The sequence below is a fragment of the Microscilla marina ATCC 23134 genome (assembly GCF_000169175.1).
Lineage (GTDB): Bacteria > Bacteroidota > Bacteroidia > Cytophagales > Microscillaceae > Microscilla > Microscilla marina.
Genome location: NZ_AAWS01000067.1, coordinates 21,507 through 42,016, shown reverse-complemented (window position 1 = coordinate 42,016; position 20,510 = coordinate 21,507). Strand labels below are relative to the sequence as shown.

The 20,510-nt window shown below is 40.9% G+C and carries 10 protein-coding genes and 1 pseudogene; 5 read left to right on the top strand and 6 right to left on the bottom strand.

What is annotated here, in order from left to right:
* Positions 1-246: hypothetical protein (locus M23134_RS33885; RefSeq protein ID WP_002704686.1), on the bottom strand; the 246-nt coding region annotated here is incomplete at its 3' end.
* A 592-nt stretch (positions 247-838) separates the two neighbouring features.
* Positions 839-2,716: a M1 family metallopeptidase gene (locus M23134_RS33880; RefSeq protein ID WP_045114888.1), complete on the bottom strand. Its 1,878-nt coding sequence runs from the start codon at positions 2,714-2,716 to the stop codon at positions 839-841.
* Positions 2,717-3,260: 544 nt separating this feature from the next.
* Here M23134_RS33880 and M23134_RS39375 point away from each other — a divergent pair.
* Complete coding sequence (locus M23134_RS39375) at positions 3,261-8,747, top strand: PAS domain S-box protein (protein WP_053337442.1); 5,487 nt, start codon at positions 3,261-3,263, stop codon at positions 8,745-8,747.
* A gap of 322 nt (positions 8,748-9,069) precedes the next feature.
* On the opposite strand, the gene M23134_RS33870 is transcribed toward M23134_RS39375, so the two are convergent.
* Complete coding sequence (locus M23134_RS33870) at positions 9,070-9,492, bottom strand: T9SS type A sorting domain-containing protein (RefSeq protein ID WP_002704679.1); 423 nt, start codon at positions 9,490-9,492, stop codon at positions 9,070-9,072.
* Between the two features lie 487 nt (positions 9,493-9,979).
* Positions 9,980-10,429, bottom strand: a complete 450-nt coding sequence (locus M23134_RS33865) for a type I restriction enzyme HsdR N-terminal domain-containing protein (RefSeq protein ID WP_002704677.1) — start codon at positions 10,427-10,429, stop codon at positions 9,980-9,982.
* 375 nt (positions 10,430-10,804) lie between these two features.
* On the opposite strand from M23134_RS33865, the gene M23134_RS33860 reads away from it, so the two are divergent.
* Positions 10,805-11,647, top strand: a complete 843-nt coding sequence (locus M23134_RS33860; protein ID WP_002704675.1) for an SDR family oxidoreductase — start codon at positions 10,805-10,807, stop codon at positions 11,645-11,647.
* A 136-nt stretch (positions 11,648-11,783) separates the two neighbouring features.
* Here the strand turns inward: M23134_RS33860 and M23134_RS33855 are convergent, their stop codons facing one another.
* Together M23134_RS33855 and M23134_RS33850 are read right to left on the bottom strand one after the other, a co-directional pair.
* Complete coding sequence (locus M23134_RS33855; RefSeq protein ID WP_002704673.1) at positions 11,784-12,716, bottom strand: radical SAM protein; 933 nt, start codon at positions 12,714-12,716, stop codon at positions 11,784-11,786.
* A 333-nt stretch (positions 12,717-13,049) separates the two neighbouring features.
* Complete coding sequence (locus M23134_RS33850) at positions 13,050-14,609, bottom strand: hypothetical protein (protein ID WP_002704670.1); 1,560 nt, start codon at positions 14,607-14,609, stop codon at positions 13,050-13,052.
* An 803-nt stretch (positions 14,610-15,412) separates the two neighbouring features.
* On the opposite strand from M23134_RS33850, the gene M23134_RS33845 reads away from it, so the two are divergent.
* From M23134_RS33845 to lptB, 3 genes and pseudogenes are all read left to right on the top strand, one after another.
* Positions 15,413-17,071, top strand: a complete 1,659-nt coding sequence (locus M23134_RS33845; protein ID WP_002704669.1) for a leucine-rich repeat domain-containing protein — start codon at positions 15,413-15,415, stop codon at positions 17,069-17,071.
* Positions 17,072-17,410: 339 nt separating this feature from the next.
* The gene (gene recJ / locus M23134_RS33840; RefSeq protein ID WP_002704666.1) at positions 17,411-19,120 is read left to right on the top strand and encodes a single-stranded-DNA-specific exonuclease RecJ; all 1,710 of its coding nucleotides are present in this window, start codon (positions 17,411-17,413) and stop codon (positions 19,118-19,120) included.
* Between the two features lie 406 nt (positions 19,121-19,526).
* A pseudogene (gene lptB, locus M23134_RS33835) lies at positions 19,527-20,252 on the top strand (LPS export ABC transporter ATP-binding protein); the annotation flags it as partial.
* Between the last annotated feature and the right edge of the window lie 258 nt (positions 20,253-20,510).

The following is a 20,510-nucleotide window of genomic DNA, read 5'->3' as shown; positions in this document are numbered from 1 at the left end:
TTTTACATTGCCTGGATACTTTGTCTTGTGTGCGTCTAGCGCAGTATATACATCAGTAGTATCATTCAAAAAACGTGGTTTTAGCTGGTATTTATCCAGTAAGGCGTCTAGTCTGTTCTGAATTTGTCTAAGTTCGGGCAAGTCGTGTTTCTTTTCCCAAAAGGACAATTCTTTTTTTTGGTTGCTACAGCTCAGCAGCAAAAACACCCACATCGCATAGCTTATTCTTTGAAAGATTTTCATCATAGACCTATGGCTTCTTAATTAGTATTCAATTGTTATTCATTTTGTGTATTTATTGGGCAATGTCTCCCAAAATAGCCCCTCTTGATTAGGTAATATAACTGACCTTTCGCAGGTTAAAAATTTGTTTTCTGTGAAAAAATACCACTCAGCAAAATATGCTCATAAAAAGCAATGATTCGAGTATCTGTGAGCCATTACTTCCCCGAATCAAGTTCGGGATCATGGATTTTCTACAGGTAAAAAAGTAATCAAAACCGAAGCCTTTTTGGGGGCGAGCTCTGCCTTTTCGGCTAAAACCCGCAGCTGTAGTTTGTTTCGCCTAAATCTGTTGCACTACGCCGAACCGCAGGGCGAAGCCCAAGTTTTAAAATCCCGAACTTGATTCGGGGCTCTGCCTTTTCGGCTTCGTTTCACAGATTCTTAACGGCAACAAACTAAGGCTGAATCCAGCTGACGCAACCTTAGTCCTAAACTGTATTTTTTTGCTTAAAAACAAAAATACGTACTGCGAAAGGTCAGTAATATAAATAAAAAACCGCTATGCGTTTTATGTGGCCACACAACGGTTTTTTATGGCTTTCATTCACTGCCCCTACTTCTTGTCAGAAGGGAAAGTAGTTTGGCTATCTATTTTCTTAGGGTATACATTGTTCTTACGATCAATGTCTGCCATCAACAGACTTGGGTCAATTTCTATTTTGGCAATATCACCTCGTTTACGATCAATGGTTAAACTATACGTGGGGAATGTCCAGGGCCAGTCGGGTTTAATAGTACGTTTCATATTCTTATCGCCCTGGGGCTTTTCACCACGCATGATCCGCAACGGCATGTAGTATTTTTCTTTGCTGCCATCGTTGTAGGTCACTACTACCTCTATTGGCATGGGCATCTTACCTATGCGCTCCAGCACCACCTCGGTCTTATCGCCTTTGTCCTGTACTGTTTTTATGCCATAGTCTATAGTATGGGTGCTCAATACCCAATACTCACGGTACCAGTCTAACTCTAGTCCCGACACCTTCTCCATTACTCTTACAAAGTCTATGTCAGTTGGGTGTTTAAACTTCCAGGCATTGAAATACTCCAACATTCCTTTGGCTGTATTTTCTTCGCCAATGATATAGTTCAGTTGATTTACAAAAATGCTTCCTTTGGTATAAGCCGCCGCACCATAAGCAAGGTTGGTGTTAAAGTGGTCAGCGTGGGTAGAAAGTGCTTCTTCTTTTCCTGACTCCACCAACCTTCGGTAGCTACGATAACCACTGGGGTTTAATTTTACACTGCCTCTAAACAAGTGTTGCATGGTAAGGTTGGTTACATAAGTATTGAACCCCTCATCCATCCAGGAATACAGGCTCTCGTTGGTACCCAACACCATCTGATACCAACTATGTACCATTTCGTGTACTGTTACTCCTACCAAACTGCCCAGCTGTCGTTTTCCGGTAATGAGCGTAGCCATGGCGTATTCCATTCCACCATCACCACCTTGTATCACCGAATACTGCTTATAAGGATATTGCCCAAAGTTTTTGCCTACATAAGCCATCGCCTTGGCGGTATAGTCAGGTAGTTTTTTCCAAGTGCTTTTGTAGCGGTCTGCCAGGCTTTTCTTATAAAAGAAGTGTAAAGTAACTCCATGAGGTCCTGGTGCAGTATCGTGAATGTACTCTTTGTCGGCAGCCCAGGCAAAGTCGTGCACATTGGGCGCTTTGAAATGCCAGGTAAGCTTGGCTCCCTTGTCTCTTTTTACTTTCTTGGTAGTATATCCATGCCCTATTTTTTCCGGGTTTTGCAAGTATCCTGAAGCAGCAATTACATAAGAAGAATCCATGGTAATTTTCACATCAAAATCGCCCCATACCCCGTGAAACTCACGACCTACGTAAGGATTGGCGTGCCAGCCCTGGTGGTCGTACTCGGCAAGTTTAGGGTACCATTGAGTCATAGAATAAGCTACTCCTTCGCGGTTGTCGCGTCCTGAGCGACGGATTTGCTTAGGTACTTGCCCTTCAAACTCCATCTCAAAAGTGGTTTTCTTTCCCGGCTGAATGGCTTTGTTCAGCTTTACCTCAAGTATGGTTCCTTCTACTTTATAAGTAAGGGCTTTGCCATCTTGTTTGAGTGACTTAATTTTCTGGTAACCAATTTCATTGGGTTTAAGGTAAAAAATACGATCTGTTACACGTCCGTCGGGGTCTTTGATGGTACGCGAGCGCACATCCATCATACTACCTGGCTGAAAAGCATTGAAGTACAAATGATAAAAAACCTGTGTCAGTTCATCAGGCGAGTTGTTGGTATACACTATTTTTTGTTTGCCTGTAAAACGATGAGTAGTTGCATCGAAATCAATCTCCATCTTATAGTCAACCTGCTGTTGCCAGTAGCCGCCCGAACGTTGTGCATAAGTTTGAGCTGTGCTGATTAGCAGCAACAACCACCCGTATATTATGTATTTATTCATTATGATATAAAAAATTAATTTATTGACAACTGTTATTACTTTCTGCTTTGAGTAATACAACAACAAGCGCTTAGTCATCAGCTACAGGCAAGTCTAATTTGCTCATAGCATCACCATTGGTGCTTCAACTGACAAATTGGAACAAAATACTAATATTGATCACTTGTTGGTACTTGTCGTTTGCCGCTAATCACTTGTGACTACTTGTCTACAGAAAGTTTCAAAGCTCAAGTTTATATAATTTTATCTGCAAAAACGAAATTGTGGTAAAATTAGCAGGATTTGTCACAGATTTAGCAAAAACAATTGACCGCCCAAACAAGTAATAAAGGAGGCTACCACAAGTTTGCTCAAATGGTCTCTCCTTGTAGTAGTTTCTGCTTAAATAATAGGAATTTAAACAGCTAAATACCATATTGAGTAATCGAAGTATTCTGTAATTAGGGATTGCCAAATGAGTGGATGCTGATATTGTTTTACTATGCTCAATACCACAGACAATATAGCAAATAAATAATTCAATAATCATTATATAAACTCAGTAATGTCAGTAAATAATCATTTACACACAGACACGATATTAAACGCTCTCACTACTACGCCTGTGATAGTAACTGATGCCCAGGGAACTATTCTGTTTTTTAACAAAGGAGCCGAAAATAAACTGGGGTATACGTGCAGCGAAGTAGTGAACAAACTTAACCTCACTCATTTTTTGCTGGATTTTGAATTATTGGATTTGGCAGAAAACAACCTCACTCAACCAAGCCCGACAACATTATTTGCTATTCTGGAAAACAAAGTGGTTCAAGCTTCTCCTTGTATTGAGCAATTGACTGTGTCTACCAAAGATGAAAAACTATGGAAGTGCCAACTTATACTAAATAAAGAAGCACACGGCAACTACGTGGTCATGTTGCACGATATGACCCAAATAAAGGCACGCAAAGATGACCTCATCATTCACCACAATTTTTTGAAAGGGGTTTTGCAAACTACCCCTGACCTAATTTATGTATATGATCTACGCGAAGAGTCACTAGTGTATAGCAACCGTATTTATGACAATAAGTTTGCCCTTGATCAAGCACCTTTTTTGCCTTTAGATCAGCTCAAATCAGTGATCCACCCTGACGACCTCTCTCAACTCATTGCTTATCGCCAAGGGCTTGTATCGCTCAAGAAGGGCGAAATAGACTTTGTAGAGTACCGGATTAAAACCAAAGAAGGTAGCTATGCCTGGCTATTGGCCAAAGATGTAGTGTTTACTCAGGAAGCATCGGGTGAGGTAACTCAGGTATTGGGGCTTGCCCGCGATATTACCGAAATCAAAGAAGCCAATCAAAAACTATTGCAAAGCGAGGCACTTTATCGGGCAGTGATTAATACACAGCAAGAGATTCTCTGCAGGTTTTTACCTGATACTACCCTTACTTTTGTCAATGAAGCATATTGCCAGTTTTTTAATAAAACAGCTGACGATCTCATCAATACTCCATTTCTGGAAATGGTGCCCGCCGAAAACCACGCATCAGTAAAAAAACGGCTCAAAAAAATTGCTCAAGAGAAACGCCCCATTACTCAAGAGTATAAAGTAATGGTAGAAGACCAAACCGAAGACATCTGGTTGCGCTGGACAGATTATCCTATTTTTGATGAAAAGGGCCAGCTGGTAGAGTTCCAGTCGGTGGGGCTTGAAATTACCGATCGAAAAAGGGTAGAAATTGAGCTGCAGGAACAAAAACAAATGCTGGAAAGTATTCTAAATACCCTGCCTATTCACGTATTTATCAAAGATGAAAACAGCAGATTGTTGTTTGTAAACCAAACAATGCTAGATTTTCTGCGAAAAAAACCTGAACAGTTAATTGGCAAAACTGATGCGGAGATATTTCCTTCTAAAGTGGCAGATAAGTTTTTTGATGATGATGAACTATTGAAAAAAGGCGACTTGCCTGATAATTGGGAGGAAGAGATAGAAGTAGACAATCACCGTCACTTTTTCAGAACAGGCAAATGTTTGATTCCTTTGCCCATGCAAAACACCCATTATTTGCTGGGCTATTCATTTGAAATTACCCCCCTCAAAGAAACACAACTGCAATTACACGAGAGTGAAGCCAAGTATCGCCTGATTGCCAACAATACCAATGACCTGATTTGCCTGCACACCTACGAAGGTTTTTTTTCCTACATATCGCCTTCTGTAGAAGGGCTAACTGGGTACAAAGACGGGGAAATGATGCATCAAAAGGTGATTGAATGGGTATACGAAGAAGACCAGGCGTATGTGATAAGTGTATGGCACAAAGTACTCAAAAGCCGGGCTTTACAGATTTTGGAGTATAGGTTTAAACATAAAAATGGAGAGTTGGTATGGTTAGAAACCCACCTGTTTCCAGTCTATGATGATGCAGGCAAGCTAAAGCATGTACAGGGTAATACCCGCAACATTACCGAGCGAAAACAATCAGAATTTACTCTTAAGCAAACCCGCGATTATTTGATTGAGGTACTCGACCATATACCAGACCCAGTGTTTGTAAAAAACGAAAGGTATGAGTTTATTTCGGTCAATGAAGCCTACTGCGAATTGGTAGGCAAACCCCGCGAACAGGTTTTGCTCAAGACCGACTATGATATATTTGCTTCTGAAGATGCTCATACGCTCAGAGAAAAAGACAGTCAAGTATTTAGCACCGGAAACACCGCTGAGTATCAACGGGTAATTACCAACCTCAATGGTGAAAAAAGGCACATTCTGGTAAAAATTGATATTTTTAGAGACGATAAAAACCAGAAAGTACTGGTGGGGGTTATCAGGGACATTACCCAACAAAAAACGGCCGAAGAACGACTCGCCAATAACGAACGAAGCCTGAAGGCTATTCTAACGTCTTTTAATGACATTGTTTTTGAGATTAATCAAAACCTGATTTTCACCAATTTTTGGGGCGATAAAGACAAGTTGTTCTTTGACGATCAAGACTTTTTGGGCAAAAAGGTAACCAAGGTCATGGACGACCCCATGCGGAGTTATTTTGCCAGCTCGCTTAGGCACGTACTCGACAATAAAACCTCCAAAATTATTGAATATCCCTCAGTACAAAATGGGGTGAAATCGTGGTATTCGTGTACCATCAACTACCTGCCCGAAACATCGGAACGCCAGGCGGGAGTGTCGGTACTGGTAACCGATGTTACTTCACACAAAACCGCCCAGCGACGCCTCCGTCAAAGTGAGGAACAATTGCAGGATTTTCTGGACAATGCCTCTATCCTTATTCAAAGTGTAGACCTGGAAGGTACCGTTCATTATGTAAATAAGTATTGGTGTAAGAAGCTGGGCTACTCTAAAGCCGAGGCATTGCGTACCAACCTGATAGATTTGGTGGTACCCGAAGAGCAAGAAGATTACCGGGCATTGCTACAACACCTCAAAACCGAAGGAGGAGCCCAACAAATTAGTACACGTTTGATTACCAAAGATGGTAAAACCCTTATGCTGGAGGGCAGTATCAACATACGCAAAGACGGTAAACCCTTGCTTACTCGTAGTTTTTTGCAGGATGTGACCGAACGCAACCAAGCTGAAAGAGCTATTTTAGAACAAAATCGCTTATTTGAGGCATTTTTAGAAAACTCGCCCATTGGCATCCAAATTTATGACAAGCAAGGGTTTTCGTTGCAAATGAATGACGCCCAAAAACGGATTTTAGGGTTAGATAGCCAAGAAACCCCCAAGTTCAATATTTTACAAGACGAACGTTCGCAAGAGGCAGGGTTAGACTTTTTTTATAAAGCCGCTTATGGGGGCGAAAGTATATTTTTACCCCGCTTGGAAACCGAGCTTGTAATTAAAGAAGAGGAAGGCAAGGCGATTCAAAAAGAAGTGTGTCTTAACCTGATTATCTTTCCGATCAAAAACGATTATAATGAGGTAGAGGGAGTAGTTACTTTTACCCAGGATGTATCAGAGCAATTTACCATAGAACAAGAGCTCAACGAAAGCAGGTATTTTATCAAAAGCATTGCAGACGCCATTCCTAACGATGTGTATGTGTATGACCTTGAACAAGAAAGGTATGTATATACCAATACGCAGTACTTCAAACATTCGGGTTTTACGATCAAAGAGGTGGACCGGGGTGGCTTGGAAAGGATATGGGACATGATTCATCCAAATGACCTGCCAGAGATCAAAGCTATATTTGAAGAGGTATACAAAGGTGGTGAAGATATGTATGAAATGAGCTACCGTCTTGCCTGCAACTTAAACAATAAAAAAGGCAAAACTCACCAATCACTCGACCCTACCCAACTACACCAGGAGGGGCAAAAGTATGTATGGGTATACGATCGTTTGGTTCCTTTTAAGATCAATGTAGAGGGCAGGGTAACTCAAATCCTGGGCGTAGTACAAAATATTACCGATAGTAAAAACTTTGAAGAAGAACTTATTCAAGCAAAACAAGATGCTGAAAAAGCGCTTCAGGCCAAAGAACAGTTTTTGTCAACGATGAGCCACGAAATACGTACTCCTATGAACGCTGTGATAGGAATTACGCATTTGTTGTTGGAGGAAGACCATAAACCCGAACAACTGGAAAACCTGAAAACGCTGAAGTTTTCGGCGGAGAACTTATTGGCGCTGATCAACGATATACTGGATTATAACAAAATAGAAGCTGGTAAGATCAGTTTCGAACGGGTAGACTTTAACCTGCGAGAGTTTATCAACAATATCAAACACGCTTTTAACTATCAGGCAGCCGAAAAAGGCATTGAACTAGAGTTTTATGTAGAGCGCGACGTACCCAACTTGTTGATTGGTGACCCAGTAAGGCTCAACCAAATATTGACCAACTTATTAGGCAATGCCATCAAGTTTACTGACAAGGGTTTTGTCGTGGTAAAGGTACAGCTTCAAGAAACATTGCCCGACAAACAAAATATTCCACATCAAGAAGTTTCTTTACTGTTTAGTGTCAAAGATTCAGGCATTGGCATTGCTCCCGACAAACAATCTACCATATTTGAGCGGTTTACTCAAGCCGACTCGGACACTACCCGCCGCTTTGGTGGTACTGGGTTGGGCTTATCTATTACCAAGTACCTCATAGAGCACCAAGGTGGAGAAATAGGGCTGCACAGCGAACTGGGCAAAGGCTCAGAGTTTTATTTTTTCCTCAATTTTCAGGTAAGTAAACTCAAGCACCTCAATGGAATTATTTCTGAAAACCAAAGCAATGCCTCTTCTAACCTGGGCAATGTAGTGCTGTTGTTGGTAGAAGACCGCAAGATTAACCGAATGGTTGCCTCTAAGTTTTTGCGTCGTTGGGGGGTAGAGGTAGATTTTGCCTATAATGGCGAAGAAGCAGTAAAAAAAGTGCAAACCCGTCAATACGATATTATCTTAATGGACTTATTGATGCCTAAAATGGATGGATTTGCTGCGGCAAGAAAAATCAGAAACCTGGCTCACTACCAAGACACTCCCATTATTGCACTGTCGGCCTCTACCTTGAGCCAGGAACGGGAAAAAGCTTTTGCGGTACAAATGAACGATTTTGTATCAAAGCCCTTCAATCCCAATGAGTTGTATCATAAAATTATTAAATATGTGAATAAATCATCGGCAAATTTACTGAGTGATCAAAATATTCAGACCCCTGAAGAACCTGCCATGGACACAGAAAGTTATTATAACCTAAGCAATGTAGATGATATTTGTCAGGATGATCAGGAAATGCGCCTCGAACTCATCCGCACTTTTGTAGACGAGCTCACTCCAGCAATCAATAACTTTACGCAGGCAGCCCTTGCTTACAACCCTGAACCAATGAAGGTAGTTGTACACAACCTTAAGTCGTCAAGCGTGTTGTTTGGCACCGAAAAGCTACTTGGCGCCCTGACCGAGGTAAGAGAGCTTTCGTTAAACAATGCCAGCCAGAACAAAATGATTCCTTTGATTGATCAAATTAACCGTATGGTGCAGTATATTGTGGCTGGTCTCAAGAAAGAAATCTGATTTTTTAAGTAAACCTACAAAACTCAACTAAGCACAGCACGAAGCTCAAGCGTTGCGCAGTTCACCCCTCTGGCAGGCGTACTTCTCTAAAGACTGTCCCCTGCAACAGGCTACTACAGTCCAGGTTCTGACAGGTATCGAAATTTAAAAAATGAACTCTGTTTACTGTGCCGAATGCTCACTTCGACCAAAAATACCTTAGCTCAAAAGAAGACCTCTCCCCCTCTAAATCGGTCGCTTACTTTCTCAACATACCTAAAAAAGGCCACCCAAATAATGAGTGACCTTTTCGCTTTATTGATTTGTCTGTTACTACTCTGTTTTATTCTTTAATTAGTTTTTTCGTGATGGTGTTGCCGTTGCTCTGTACTCTTACAAAGTAAGTACCTGCGGGTAAACTTCTAATATCGATTTTGGTACTTCCTTTCCCTGCACTCTTGATCAATTTACCATAAGTAGTAAAAATCATGGTACGATCAAACGTTTCTTTGCCTCCCGAAGACCGCACACTTAAAGTGTGACGAGCCGGGTTGGGAAAAATCACAACGGAATTTTTATTGCTCAATGCCTTGGTAGACTTACGGGCATTATTTACAGAATGATCATTGATCTGCTTTACAGCATTCAAACTACTGCTGTTAACAGTCACACTGCTTTTGGTTGTAGTTGTATTTGTTTGTTGTGCCCAGGCACTAAAGCTAAATACAAAAGTGAACATGGCACTTAATAAAAGCTTACTTTTCATTGTATAATACAAGTTTAGATGATTAATAATTATTGTTGTTATGAAGGTATTAAATCATCATTAGCAGGACATACTGTTTTTTAAAAGCTGAGCGAGTATAAAAGTTTAGAAATGGAGGGCAAAAAAACCGCGGTTACAAAAAGTATACACGGTGTACAACGAGGAGACACCTAGGTAAACACCTATATTTACAAGACTAAGCAAAACTTACCAAAACACTGACAAACAAGTATTTATATATTAACCCACGAAAACATAAAGTAAACATGAGGGGGTATAAAAAATGTATTACTTTTTCAGAAAAATATTTCAATTCCTGTACAAGTAGCCAAAAAAACTTCCTAAATAACAAAAGGGTATGCAGTAAAAGAGGTCAAAATTCTTGGCATCCACCCTTTGGCAAGCACTGATTTGTTCACTATTTGATACCATAAACAGGAATGTTTTTTACTTGAAACATTTTACCTTTTTCGTTTTAGCACAAAACTTAAACTCCAGGAAAAACAGGGATGTTTGGTATCAACTCATACTGTTTTGCCTCGTGGTTGGTAGCGTACACCAAATAATGATGACCATTGGTAATCATTATGTGTTGTGCCTTGAGCACGTGATTATACACTGATACTTGCTCAAGGGTATCTTGTCCAATTTTGATATGCATGGCTTTACATTCTACCAACAAAAACACTTGTCCCTCACGATCATACACCAACACATCAGAACGCTTTTGACGCCTGTCATATTTTAGCCCGGTTTCTACCTTAATCAACGACTTGGGATAACCAAGGTAATTGATCAGGTAATGAATCAGGTTTTGGCGTACCCACTCTTCTGGAGTCAAGAAAATGTGTTTCTTTCGCAGAATATCAAAAATCCATAGCTTGTCATCTCGTTTTTTTACCTGATGATCAAACTCAGGCATATTGAGTTCTTGCATATATTTGTTAGTTTTAGAGCAAAATAAAAGGCAAATTTATGAAAACTTTTGTTCCATTGTACTTAGTAAGGGAGCAACCAGTAAATAAAGTACGTGTTTTCAGTGAGAGGTTTTGGTGTATACTATTTGTTGGTTACTCCCTAAAACAACAAAACTCCTCTAACCCAAATGGTTGATTTACAACAAATGTATGCTTCATAAGCATTAAAAGAGCCATAGGCCACCCTTTTGCCCAAACAACCCAATTAAGTAGCAGCAAGTAATTAGCCATAAGCTACAAGTAAGGGTAACTTGCTCATAATATCGCTGTTATACCTACTCATCAGTCATATTTAATTTTACCTTGGTACTTATATACTAAAGAACATCATATCCATGAAAACAATCCTGATTACAGGCGCATCTACTGGCATAGGCTACGGTTGCGTCAAAGAATTTCACCAACGAGGCTATCAAGTATTAGGTAGTGTACGCAAACAAGCTGATGCCGATAAATTAAGTAGTGAGTTTGGAGATCGCTTTATCCCTTTGTTGTTTGATGTAAGCAACCCAGAAGCTATACAGCAAGCCGTGCAACAAGTAGAACAAATACTGGGCAATGAGCAAGGTTTGGCAGGTTTGATCAATAATGCAGGCATTGCCTTGGGTGGACCGTTGGCACTACAACCTATGAGCGATATTCGCCAACACTTTGAGGTAAACGTATTTGGTCTTATTCAAGTAACCCAAGCTTTTTTACCCTTGTTGGGTGCTCGTAAAAACCACCCCGTTGCTCCAGGTAAAATACTCAATATAAGCTCGGTAGGTGGTAAGGTTGGGGCACCTTTTATAGGGGCTTATGTTGCCACCAAACACGCTGTAGAGGGTTTGTCACAAAGTTGGCGGCGCGAATTGCTGCTGTACGGTATAGACGTAATATTGATAGGTCCTGGTTCAGTAAAAACACCCATTTGGGACAAAGGTATCAACCCTGCACCTTATGACGACACTGATTACGAAACAGCTTTGCACGCGTTTGCCCAAATGGCACAAGATGGCGCCAACAAGGGCTTAACAGTGGAGCATTTGGGCAAGCGTATTGCCCGTATTTTTGAGAAACGCACACCCAAAACCCGCTACGCTATTGTACCCCAAAAATTTAAAAACTGGACATTGCCCCGGCTTTTACCCGACCGCGTAATTGATGGTTTTTTTAAGAAAATAATGAAGAAAAGGTAAAGCATTTGCCCTTTGAGTAACAACTATGCGCACAATTTTTTTGAACGCTCTACAGCAGGTTGCTATATTTTGATTTGGGAACCTAACTCATGAGCGTTCAAACATTACTCAATGAGTCCCTATCTTTTTGTGATGCTCAGTTTTCAACTACTTGATGAGCTGATGCCTTACAATACTGTTCAAAAAACTCGTCACACCACAAACACACATTTTTAAGCGCTTGAGTACGGGCTTTGGCATGCGCCTCACTAACGCCCAAATGCTCGCCCATTTGCCAAGGGTTGCCCTCGTTAAGCTTTTGCCACATTGGCGATTGGGAAGCTTGCATCATTGCGTCTGCTACTTTTTGGTGTCGGGCATCGCCCAACGCTTTTTTAGTACCAGGACAACAAGGGTTGATTTGCCACAATTGAATAGAAATCTCCTGAGGAATATCATCGTACCCTCCTAAAAAATTGCGGGCACCCGAAAGTATAGTACAAAAATTATGTGCAGGGTCTTTTTTCCACACTCCTTTTTTTATAGCCCTGCCCCGTGCCCAGTTGCCCCCTAGCCACATATCATCGGTTGCCCCCCAATACCCCCAACTTAGCGGGTGTCCGTGCAAATAATTATCTTTATCTACCAATGGGTCTTTATCATCGCCATTTACCCCACGCGATGCAAACATATCGGCAAGCTCCGTTAACCTGGCGCCTGCATTTTTATGAAAACGATCAATACTGGCAATGTCAAAGCGAGTCACCCCTTTGGCAATCAGTGTATCTAAAATTTCTTCGGTCAACAAGTCACCATTGGTTTGTAGCATTAGTTGGGTATGGGCAGGATAACGCTGCTTCAGACGATCAAGAATGGCGTATAATTTTTGCCTTTCGGCCAATGGTTCTCCTCCTGATAAAATGATTCGGTCTATTTTAGGCGGTAAGTTTTCAATGATTTGCATACATTCCTCCTCACTCATTTTTGCCCCTTTAGGTCCCGATAAGTTATAACAATGGGCACACTGGTCGTTGCACAATTGAGTAAATACCCAATAAACCGATTCTATATGTTCAAAGCTTGCTTTCATATTTTTTATTTGCCAAATCTATCCATCAAAAGTCTCACTGTTTCGCAAGTAAGGGAGCAATTAAAAAATAGGATACCCGTTCTTTGATAGCTATTTTATTCTGAGACGCGGCACTTTTTAAAGTCATAGCAGAGCTACGGCTGCAAAAAGTAACAAAGTATCGGGGCAAAAGAGCAGCTGCAAAATGGGTAGATTATTTCTTGTTTGCTCCCTAAAACTACCAACGCCAAAAAATCGTCAACAGTTCAAAACTTATCAGATAACACCCCTAAAAACAGGCAAACCCAACCAGGTGTTTGCCTGCCTTACAAAGAAACTCATCGATTATAACGCTTACCTCCGCACATAAATCTTATATTGGTAAGTAATGGTTTTCTTCTCACCTTTTTTCAGTTTCACCTCCCAGTCAAGGTCGTGGCTCAGGTTGATATTGTTGTATACACTAAATTTTTTGTTGGTTTTCCAGGGGATATTACATTTAATTGGTTCGCCCGTAATGGTACGACACACGCTCAACTTAATGTCTTTATTATGATAGTTTTTAATGTCAATTTTACTCTCCACGGTGAGTAAATCATAAGTATAGCGATCTTTACGGGTTTTTTTCTCTTCGCGCGATACCTCGCGCTCTGCCGATTTCACATTGATGTTAGGCGAAATAGTCATTTTAAGTTTAGTTTTGCTACCTGGCGGAGTATAGTTGAGCTTGTCTTGGCTCAGGGGCTTGGCTACACCACTTATTTTCTTGGTAATTAGCACTGTGCCTGTAGTCCAGGGGTAAGATGTTTTGTTTTGCAAACGAATAGAGTGCCATACCTTCCCTATGCTTTGGTCACTTTGGGCATACGACTTAGAGTAGCTAGATCGGCTACTACTATTGGCAGTGAGCGATACCTCATAAATGTCTTCATAGTCTACGTTTGCCTTAAATATTTCATAAAAAGCCCGGTCGCCTTTTTTGAGGGTAATGTTAGAAGTATTGTAAAAGTAGAGATCTTCGGCACTTTGCCCTTTGAGCCCTCGTATGCCACTCATGTTACCATTAAACGATCGGGGAGCAAAATTAGACAAACGTTGCGTGGTTATATCGGCTCGGTTGCGGAGTCTCGAGCTAGACCTATTGCTGTTGCGATTGAGACGACTTATAAAGTCACTGACCCGCTGGGTAGAAGCTACTGGAGACTGTAGGTAATCATAGGCAAAATTGGGCACTCCTACCACAAAGTTGATACTGGCATTTTTTAAGTCCTCAACATCGTTCATTAGGTTGGCCTTGAGGGTAATCACCGCTTTTTTATTATCGCGCAATGCCACTGCATAATTGGGCACCCAACTAATGCCTTTTTGCAGGTACATCATCTCAAAGGTTTGATTGGCATTGGCTTTGGCAAAGTCAATTTTAAGCACCCGTTTTTTTTGTTTTTGGGTATACTCAGCAGCAGGCGCCTGGTTAAACACCACCATTTCTACATTATTGGGGGTAAAAGTCATCCATTTGCCCCCAGTGCTAAACACGACCATGTTGCCATCGAGCCGTTGCACTACTCCTGTATAAGTTTTATTATTACTTAGTGTAAGCGTAATCATTTTGCCTTGATTTGCCCTGAGCGCATCCATTTTATTTTTTACCTTTTGCTTTTTACGTACACTTTCCATATAGCTACGTGTGCCTTTGATGGTGTTGTTGTCGGCTATAAACCACAACGTGCCAAAAGTAGCAGCAGGCACTTTATCAAGCAAATAATATCCTTTACTGGCATTTACCCGCATTTTGTTCACAAAAAAAGCTGATCCATTTTTAAATACAGCTACGTTTTGCTGGGCGTGTGTTGCCAGCGTTGCCAGCGTCACCAGCAAAGCCAGTGTGGTAATGAATAAGGTATTTTTTTTCATAGTAAATTTTTGTTAGTTTTTGATTTTTATTCTCTTCCTTGGTTAATTGCGAATGGCCACAACGTGAAGCTAAAAAGCTATTGTCTACGGACTACTGACTCTGGACTAAATTACGAACCGACCAAAGGGAGCTCTGCTTTAGCTAATGGTCGCAACGCGAAGCTAAAAAGCTATCGTCTACGGATTACTGACCAATGCTGTTTAACTTACGTTGAGCTCACTACATTCGGTTCCTTAACAAAGCTTTTAGCTTTAGCCTGTCACAGATGGCTCACGGTCTGTTTTTTTAATGCTCAATCCTTAAGGAAACAGCACATGGACTAAATTATGAACCGATCACAGGGAGCTCTTCCTCTCGTGAAGGTCTTACCGCAGGGAGACCTGAGCAATGCAACCCCAAACTTGAAAAACAGGGCATCTAGCATCCAGTCCACAAAACCCTATCGTTGCTCTAAACTTCCATCTATCGATTTTATAAACCATTAAAAGTCAATGTATTATAAAACAGGTAGCAGGCTTGCAAACCAGCCTAAAGCTAATGGCTAATGGCTAAAGGCTAATAGCTTTAGGCTGTAGAAGCTATCGACTATAATTTACAACATGTTTTGCTACCAACAATTGTAGAGGCTGATTAATTACCTAATCTTTCATCTACTGATCTTATAAGTCACTCAAAATCAAGCGACTATATAGTCTTGTAAAACCCCAGTCCCAGAACCAAACTCCCATCACCTTGCAGGGGCTCTCAACCTGCCGTATATTTGAAGGCTATATTTTGGTATTATAATAATGGATAACACAATATGAGTGAACTTGCTCAGCAATTGATTGAGATAAACCTGGTAACCAAAGACCCTGAGCTCGACTTGGGGTGTTGTGGACTCGATGGTACTGAAGAATCCCTCTTTACGAGATTGGCGGAAGCTGATCATTTGCACACATTGATTTTGTCAGATGAATGCACCATTTACAATGAATTGAGTGGCAATTTTATGATATCTAATACCACAAATAAGGGCCCGTCTAGCCGTATTACGCACGTGCCCTCACAGCTGCCCACTTCGTTGCAAAAGTTAGTTTTGGGCAAAGTCACGCAAGGAGCACAGAGGTGGGAGCTGAAAAATACTCAAGCCATTAGTCAACTTAAACATTTGCGTGTATTGCATTTATATAGCTGTGTATTAGATGATCTGTCTTTTTTGCAGGATTTACCCCAATTGCAAGAGCTTGACTTGAGCGAGCTTTTGATGGAAAAACCCCCTGTGATTGGCAAACTTGATAACCTGAAGTCTTTGACAATGCATAATTGCGGTCTGGGAAACAACAATTTGGCTTTTTTGAAAACGCTCAAAAACCTTCGGCACGTTGACTTTTCTTACAATTATCTCACAGACCTTAGTTCGTTTTCAAGCTTAAGTAAACTGACCTCTTTTTATGTGGCAAACAATCATTTGCCTGACCTCACCTCACTTAAGCATTTTCCTCAGCTAGAAGCCCTGCAATTGCAAAATAATGAAATACATGAGTTAGATGGCATCGAACATTTATCCAACCTTCGCCACCTCAACCTTGAAGGCAACTTATTAGATGAACTTGACCCACTTCAACACCTTCCCCAGCTTGAGTTACTTTCAGTTAAAGACAATTTGGTTGAGGACTTATCGCCCATTGCTCAACTCACTCAATTGCGGTATTTAGATGTAAGTGATAATGGGGGGTTAGACATTGCGCCCCTCAAAAACCTCAAGTCGTTAGAAACACTCGATTTGTATTCAGGGGCATTAGACACCGAAGATATTCTTTTTTTAAAGGATTTTAAGCAGCTCAAAAGGCTCAACCTGGACGACAATGACCTGGAAAGTCTTGATCTTTTTAAGTATATGCCTCAATTACAAATGCTCAACCTAAGCAATAATGAAATTGAAAATATTGATGACTTGTGGGGGCTAACCAACCTGCAATGGTTGAATATTAACAATAACCAAATTGAAAATATTGATTGCCTGCAATTGTTAGACAACCTGTTGTTTTTAATGATGAGCAACAATCGCATTAAAGAGATAGAGAGCCTCAAGCACTTGTCAAAACTGAGGGTACTCGACATTGGAGGTAATCATATAAAAGATGTGACGCCTTTAGTTGATCTACCTGAATTAGGGGTAATAAGACTAAACCCTAAAAGTTTGTCATACCTGCCCATGGCTTTTGTGTTGGCTTGTTGCCAAGGTGAGTTTGTGTATGACCTCCAGAAAGAAGCTGAACTGCCTGCTATACAAGAAATTTACCCTTTGATGGTGTCGTCAGACAAAAGCTACCAAGCCCTTGCTGCGCAACTGATGAAAAGCAACCAATGGACACCTGACCAAATAGATATGTACTACCAGACTATAGAGTTTTATGAGGGGATGTCTATCAGTACAGATGATAAAGTGATGGAGCTTTTTTATACTAAAAAAATATAAAAAGAATAATAATAAACAAGATCATAAACAAATACATCAACAAATCGACTTTGATGTAATTTTGGTATTTTTGGTAAATTTTTTTGATAAATTTAATCATGAGTTAAGTCAATTACAAATGACGTTTTTTAAAAATATGCAAATTTAAACAAGCGCTGGCATACTGAGCCAACAACACAACTGCTTTTGTTGCGAGAACTCGCCTCTATTTTTAACTATTTGCGAAAACCCTTGCTTTTGTTGAATGATGAAAAGCTTTTGAAGTCAATGGACAAAATGAACGATTTGCCACTCATTATATAAAAGTAGAGACAAGTTCCCATAAAAAAATGACCCAATATGCAAAAAAGATGGATTTTTAAAGAAACACCTGACCCTCAACTAGTCAACCAATTGGCAAGTTCTCTAGAGATAAGCGAGTCTATGGCAACCCTGTTGGTGCAAAGGGACATCAAAACTTTTGATGCCGCTAAAGATTTCTTCCGCCCTTCGTTAAAAAACCACCTACATGATCCGTTTTTGATGCAAGATATGGAAAAGGCAGTAATCAGACTTGAAAAAGCCATTGAGCATAAGGAAAAAATGATGATTTATGGCGACTACGATGTAGATGGTACTACCTCGGTGGCTTTGGTATATGGCTTTTTACAAAATTATCATTCATTGCTCGACTACTACATCCCCGATCGTTACCTGGAGGGCTATGGTATCTCAAAAATTTCTATTGACTGGGCAAAAGAACAAGGCATTACGCTGGTAATTGCACTTGACTGTGGCATTAAGTCAGTTGAACTGATGGACTACGCCAATGAACAGGGCGTTGATTATATTATATGCGACCACCATATGCCAGGTCAGGAGATTCCACGTGCCCACGCGGTACTTGACCCCAAACGAAAAGACTGCGCCTATCCTTTCAAAGAATTGTCGGGATGTGGGGTGGGTTTCAAGCTCATGCAGGCATATTGCTTACGCAACAACATTGACCTGGAAAAACTCTATCCTTTCCTTGATTTACTGGTCATTAGCATTGCCTGTGACATTGTGCCAATCATTGGCGAAAACCGGGTCATGGCTTTTTATGGCTTGCGCCAACTCAACCAAACCCAACGTACTGGCATAAAGGCGCTCATTGATGTAGCAAAGTTTAGTGATGATACCGTACTGGATATATCAAACGTAGTGTTTGGGTTAGGACCTCGCATTAATGCTGCCGGGCGTATTCAACACGCCAAAAAAGCAGTGATGTTGCTCGTGTCAAATAACAAAAAAGAAGCAGACTATGTAGCAGAGTTAATCAATAAAGATAATTTACAGCGCCGCGACCTGGATTCCAGTATTACTGAAGAAGCTTTGTCTATGATAGAGCAAAACCGACTGGAAAAATCTAAAACAACCGTATTGTTCAAAGAAAACTGGCATAAAGGGGTCATAGGTATTGTGGCATCGCGTTGCATAGAAACTTACCACCGTCCCACTGTCATATTGACCCAACACAATGGCAAAGCCACTGGGTCGGCAAGGTCGGTACCCGGCTTTGACTTGTACGAGGCGATTGACGCTTGCGCTGATTTGCTGGAACAATTTGGTGGGCATACCCACGCTGCGGGGCTTACCCTTACACTGGATAAAATAGAGCCTTTTCGGCAAAAGTTTGAAAACATTGTAGCCAAACAAATTGACGAGGAACAGCTGACCCCTTTGATTGAGATTGACGCAAAAATAGAACTGAAAGATATTACCGGAAAATTTTATCGTATCTTGCAGCAATTTGCCCCCTTTGGCCCGGCTAATATGCGCCCAGTGTTTGTAAGTGAGCATTTGTATGCTGATTACCCAAAGTTACTGAAAGAAAAACACGTAAAATTTCGTACTCGGCAAGAGGGTTCTGATGCTTTTTTTGATGCCATTGGCTTTGGTATGCCTGAACACTACGAACGAATTGCCAGTGGCGAACGTTTTGCCTTGTGTTACAACATAGACGAGAATCGTTACCGGGGACAAACATCGCTTCAGTTGAAGATCAAAGATATTAAGTTTTATGAGTAATAAGCTTCATTTACGCCTGATCAGGCATTGAGACGCTTTGGTATATAGGGGGCTTATACAAACAATATCGGTTACCAGGTCGGCTACAAACCAAGTCAAAATTAAGCGTAACTAATGAATGAAGCTGGTTGTTGATCCAATACTCCGCAGTGATTTTAGTCAAAGTTGTTTGCTGGTGATCAGTTATTGATGAATTTAAAAACTATTTAATTGGGTGTTTAGGCATACAACCGAAACACTTTTAAAAATAAAGCGAGTACGCAATCTTAATATAAAATGCTGGTTTACAGCATTTAATAAGGTGAACATTTACTCGAATCGGCTACGGACTATCGACTAAATACTATGGACTATTGTGATCAACAACTTATATTTATTCGTAATTTAATCATTCGTAATTACTTCCATGAAATTAACCGCAGTAAATTTAGTAAAAAAATACAAGGGTAAGGCAGTAGTAAACAATGTATCTATTGAAGTAAACCAAGGAGAAATTGTGGGCATGCTGGGACCCAACGGGGCCGGAAAAACTACCACCTTTTATATGGTAGTAGGTCTGGTAAAACCCAATACAGGCAAGGTGTTATTAGGAGATGAGGACATTACTAAACTACCCGTGTATAAGCGTGCCCGCAAAGGCATTGGTTATCTGGCTCAGGACGAGTCGGTCTTTCGAGGGCTGACTGTAGAAGAAAATATAAGGGCAGTATTACAAATGACCAAGCTCTCGGTAGCCCAACAACGCGAAAAGGTAGACGAACTCATCGATGAATTTAACCTGCACAAAGTGCGCAAAAGCCCTGGTAAGGTGCTTTCAGGGGGGGAACGCAGGCGTACCGAAATTGCCCGTACCCTGGCCGTAGATCCAAAGTTTGTATTGCTCGATGAGCCCTTTGCCGGAGTAGACCCATTGGCGGTAGAAGAAATCCAAAATATTATCTATCACCTCAAGCACAAAAACATTGGTATTTTAATTACCGACCACAACGCTGATGCTATACTGTCTATTACCGACCGTTCTTATGTAATGTCATTGGGTAAACGTTTTGCCGATGGACCACCCGAAGAGTTGGTGCAAAACCCCTTGGTAAAAGAACACTACTTGGGCAAAAACTATGTGTTGGTACGTAAGTTTATCAAAGAAGATGTAAAACTAGACGCCGAGCCGGGGCAAATTAACGCCAAATACAAAGACAAAGCTCCTATTCCGGATGAGTACATCAGTAAAGGAAACGACCCTGCATTGAAAAAGCCCGAAATGATGGGTAAAAATGACCAGGTTCCCTCTCCATCGGAGAGTATCAACGCCAAAGATGAAGCAGCCGAAAGTAAGTCTCAAAGCAACGACACCAACGATTCGGAAGAAAAAGTACAACCATAAACAAATAAA

What these genes read in the sequence shown, in the direction of transcription:
- M23134_RS33880 (WP_045114888.1), bottom strand. Translation starts at nt 2,716, where the DNA reads ATGAATAAATACATAATATACGGGTGGTTGTTGCTGCTAATCAGCACA.
- M23134_RS39375 (WP_053337442.1), top strand. Translation starts at nt 3,261, where the DNA reads ATGTCAGTAAATAATCATTTACACACAGACACGATATTAAACGCTCTC.
- M23134_RS33870 (WP_002704679.1), bottom strand. Translation starts at nt 9,492, where the DNA reads ATGAAAAGTAAGCTTTTATTAAGTGCCATGTTCACTTTTGTATTTAGC.
- M23134_RS33865 (WP_002704677.1), bottom strand. Translation starts at nt 10,429, where the DNA reads ATGCAAGAACTCAATATGCCTGAGTTTGATCATCAGGTAAAAAAACGA.
- M23134_RS33860 (WP_002704675.1), top strand. Translation starts at nt 10,805, where the DNA reads ATGAAAACAATCCTGATTACAGGCGCATCTACTGGCATAGGCTACGGT.
- M23134_RS33855 (WP_002704673.1), bottom strand. Translation starts at nt 12,716, where the DNA reads ATGAAAGCAAGCTTTGAACATATAGAATCGGTTTATTGGGTATTTACT.
- M23134_RS33850 (WP_002704670.1), bottom strand. Translation starts at nt 14,609, where the DNA reads ATGAAAAAAAATACCTTATTCATTACCACACTGGCTTTGCTGGTGACG.
- M23134_RS33845 (WP_002704669.1), top strand. Translation starts at nt 15,413, where the DNA reads ATGAGTGAACTTGCTCAGCAATTGATTGAGATAAACCTGGTAACCAAA.
- recJ (WP_002704666.1), top strand. Translation starts at nt 17,411, where the DNA reads ATGCAAAAAAGATGGATTTTTAAAGAAACACCTGACCCTCAACTAGTC.